The 3,894-nt window shown below is 61.4% G+C and carries 3 protein-coding genes; 1 reads left to right on the top strand and 2 read right to left on the bottom strand.

Going from position 1 to position 3,894, the window contains the following annotated elements; all coding sequences use genetic code 11:
* Positions 1–641: 641 nt before the first annotated feature.
* A complete protein-coding gene (locus IVA92_RS18500) occupies positions 642–926 on the bottom strand; it encodes a hypothetical protein (RefSeq protein ID WP_247275622.1) in 285 nt (94 codons plus the stop codon).
* A 286-nt stretch (positions 927–1,212) separates the two neighbouring features.
* On the opposite strand from IVA92_RS18500, the gene IVA92_RS18495 reads away from it, so the two are divergent.
* On the top strand, positions 1,213–1,659 hold the full coding sequence (locus tag IVA92_RS18495) for a hypothetical protein (protein ID WP_247275621.1): 447 nt from the start codon (positions 1,213–1,215) through the stop codon (positions 1,657–1,659).
* Positions 1,660–1,845: 186 nt separating this feature from the next.
* Here the strand turns inward: IVA92_RS18495 and IVA92_RS18490 are convergent, their stop codons facing one another.
* A complete protein-coding gene (locus IVA92_RS18490; protein WP_247275620.1) occupies positions 1,846–3,354 on the bottom strand; it encodes an amidohydrolase family protein in 1,509 nt (502 codons plus the stop codon).
* Positions 3,355–3,894 lie beyond the last annotated feature (540 nt).

Below are 3,894 nucleotides of genomic sequence, written 5' to 3'. Positions count from 1 at the left end.
CATCACCGGTCTACTTCAACACAGTTGCTCCCCGGGGAGCGATGCACTATTGCCCCCGTCGCCTTGCCGATAACTGATGCCGCGGTCCGGTTGGGCCGCTCACATCACCGCAAGACTTGGCGCACAGACCCCGGGCGCCAGGACCACACGATTTCGCCATACGCCGATCGCACCGGTCGAGTGCGCGAGGTCTTCGCTCACGGCTCTCCGCCCTGCGAAGCTCTTCGCGCCGATGTAACCTGCGTCCACCGCCGCCCGGCCCGCGTGTCGTGACGATCGCGATACCCCCCTCTTGCTTGGGCCGGGTTGCCGCGACACATACGCGATTTCCGCATTTCGGTAAAGCGGAATATTTTGGATGGCGCACGTTGACCCACGGCTTGGTGTTTCGCCCCGCCGGCAACGCGATATCATGTAGCCTGGATGGAGCGCAGCGTAATCCGGGATTCCATCCGCTCCCGGATTACGGTTCGCTCCGTCCGGGCTGCCGCCGTTATCGCGCGTGACTGCTTCAACATCGTCCTTGCGCTTGCAATGACGCAGGCGGCGACAACGGCGATCTTCAGCTCACAATGTATGCCGCAAAAAGAACGACCCGCCGCTCGATGAAGCGGCGGGTCCTTGCAACGAAGCCCGATTCGCTACCAGTTGCGATAGCTGCCGGTCAGCGTGCCGTTGTTGTTGCCGTCAGGACCGACATCGCCCTGCGTTGAGCTCGGGGTCGGATGGCGGGTGCCGTTGTACGCGCCATATGGTCCGGCGACATCCGGATAGTACGCGCGCGGCTGAACCGGTTCGTAGGCGGGGGCGGTGCGGTCCCAACCCACGCGCGGCCCATTCCAGTCGTAGCCCTGCGCCGATGCGGCTGTTGCGCCTGCGACGAGCGATGCCGTGACCAGGCAGAGGAGTTTTGACTTGTTCTGCATTGAAGATGCTCCTTGCTTGTGTCGGGGCCAACGGTTGCAATGCGGGAGCGTTCCGGACGTATTGGCCGGGGAGCGATCAACTCCGATCAACTGGTTATGAATCGCGTGCCGCGGAACGAAGTCGCTGAAATGGGACGGAAATTCCAGGCGTTCTGCCGCACCATGTTCCCCATTAATCCCGTGGCTTAACCAATAATTAATTATACGTTTGCTGGCGGGCGACAGCCCGGCCTAGCGTGTGGTGGGGGAGCCGCGACCCGCGAAGCCAAACGAGTTGGTGCGTATCATGATGTCGAGATCACAAGGGGCGCTATTCGCCTCGCTCAGCGCAGCCGCGCTGCTCCTTAGCCCCAGCGACAGTTTTGCCAGGCCCGGTGGCGCCGCGCCGCACGGGCTGGCCGCCGCGCCTCCAAATGCAATGGCGCGTGCGCCGATCGGGCCTGGCGCCCGGTTCCACCGGCGCGGCAATCCCTGGGTCTATTGGCCGGGTGGCGGCGGGTTCTTCTACGACGGTGCGACGTATAGCCAACCTTTCGGCGAGGCGGCTCAGTCGTTCTCCAGCGATGTGCGCTATACCTATACGTATGACGTTCCCTGGGATTGGGCGCACCGCTTTCCGCCGAATGTCGTGCCGTCCGACCGGCCCTATGTGCCGAGCTGCCCGACGGAGCAGGTGACGGTGCCCGGCCGCGGCGGCGGCGAGCACACCGTCAACATCATGCGCTGCTACTGAGCTAGGCCGTGTACTCATAAAGCAATGTCGGCTCCTGAGGGCCGAGCGGAAGGGTCCGCTCGGTGAGACATAGCGGACTAGATTCGCTACCCCGAGTTCTCCGCATCTTGACCCCAAATCGAAGTCGGACTTGCGGAGCCGCGCGTCCATTGCCAGCGGAGCTTGCCCACGCTCTTGGGACCGTTCCTATGCGGCGCGAACGTAGCCGTAGCGCAGGTTCGATGGTTGCTTCGAAGCTTGCGTGTACTCGTTCTTGAGTGCCGCGAGGCGGTCCTCGGAAAAGGCCGGCATCCTGGTATTCTCGGCCGCCTTCAGCTTGATCTTGTAGAATCTGGTTGCGTTGCCCGCGAAGATCAGCTGCTTGGTAGCGCTGTTGGCGTCGCCAAGCGCCGCAAACCCGTACTTCTTCTGCATATCCTCCGGGATTTCGAGCCGGCGCAGCGCCTCGATCTGCCACTGTGGTGAACCGTACCAGACCGAGTCGGTGCCCCACATGACGTGGTCAACACCCATCCCCTTTATCAGCGTGCCAATGAGCGCGGCGCAGAACTTCGGATGCGCCACCGCCGAGTTGGCAAAGGACGTGCCGAGCTCGGCATAGACGTTGGTGACGCCGAACTTCTGCGGGATTTCCGCGAGATCGGTAGCCCACTGGATACGGCCGGTCTGCTCGAAATCCGCCCACGCACGATCGGGTAGCTCGAGGAACGGCCGCAGCGCCGAATGATAGATCACGAAGTTCATCTGCGGCCAATCCTTCGCGGCTTTTCCGATGTCCCACGCCGTTGCATATTCCCAGACGCCGGCGAACGACTTCTCGTAATCGGGCGGCAGCAACCCCTTGTGGATGCACAGCGTGTTGATGCCGGCCTTCACTGCTTTCTCGTAGAACGGATACATCACCTGCTCGTCGTCGAGCCGCCATGGGAACTTCGAGGGCGCCAGCGGATCACCAATCGTGTAGGACTTCCAGGAATCCGGTTTGTAGACCTCGATCGCCTTGTCCACCTCGTCCATCCAGCCGGGTTGCTTGGGGGTGATGACGCTATGCGCCAGCAGGCGGCGCGAACCGGCGAAGTCGTTGATCAGTTCTCGCGCCTTGACGATCTGCTCATTGGATAGCAGCCACCAACTCGGGTCGTCGAAGGGCGCGCCGCTCAGGAGCGCCATGTTGGTGTCGCTGTCGTAGTAGATCTCTTTCACATAGTTCTGGAACTTGTAGCGGGCGAGCGAGGAGACGCCTTCCTCCTTCATCTTCGGATTCCAGTGCTGGCTCGCAAAGTCCGCCAGCCCCAACAGTTCCTTGTGGTCGAAGTCGTCCCGCACGAAATGAGTCTGGACATCGAAGATGAATTGGCCTGCAAGGCTTTGCGCGCGGGCCAGCATCAGCTCGGGCTCGCGGGCTTCAGCGGGCGCGACCTGGAAAACATTGCCGTAGATGTCGTTCATGGCGAGGAACGCTGCCGCCATGCCGCAGCTCGTGTGCAAGAACTGCCTGCGGCTCAAGCCGAGATGCCTGCCGTTGACATCAGCGAGCTCGTTGATCCGTGCCTCGACTTTCTTTTGCGTATCGCTCTGCGGGGGCGGGAGATACTCGCCATTGGAGACAATCTGGGTCGGGATAGGCGTTGCCGCCGATGCCGCCTCCGCGCCCGCGACGAGACGCTGTTCTCGCTCACTAAGCCAGGTGCTCATTGTTGTCCTCCCGTTTGTTGGCCGTCGACCGCGCTAGGTGCGCGCATGAGGCGCGTGTGGCTACTCCCAATCAGTTGGCAGGACCGACTAGGCGTACCTCTCCGGTTCAGCTACGCATGAAGCCATCACGCGCCCAAAGCCTAGGCGAATCTCTGCATCGCTTCATCCTGCGAGAGCGCAGGCATACCCGAGAAACCACTTGCAGTTATGGGTATCATCGCTGATTCAATGCTCAAACTTCTACTCGCGCAAGCGATGTGATTCGACAGTCACGCTGTCCCAACGCCGCATCATTCTTTCATCTGATCGTTTTCAGCTGGAGTAAAAGACTCGTTGCTCAAATGGACTGCGTCGGCTCATGACCGATTCCGTTGAAAAAGGCCGGCAGTATTTCGTTGTAATAGCTCCGTCGCGACGTGGCCGGAACTGCTCTTACTGACTCTATGCGAGCGTCGGGGTGGGCATCGGGATCAGCTTGGCCATCTTTCGAAGGTTTTGGGCGGTGGCTGCGAGGATGAACTCGTCGCGCGCGCCGTTTGG

The sequence above is a fragment of the Bradyrhizobium sp. 154 genome (assembly GCF_023073875.1).
GTDB lineage: Bacteria > Pseudomonadota > Alphaproteobacteria > Rhizobiales > Xanthobacteraceae > Bradyrhizobium.
Note: the sequence above shows the minus strand (reverse complement) of the source record. Positions and strands in the feature narration are given on the sequence as shown.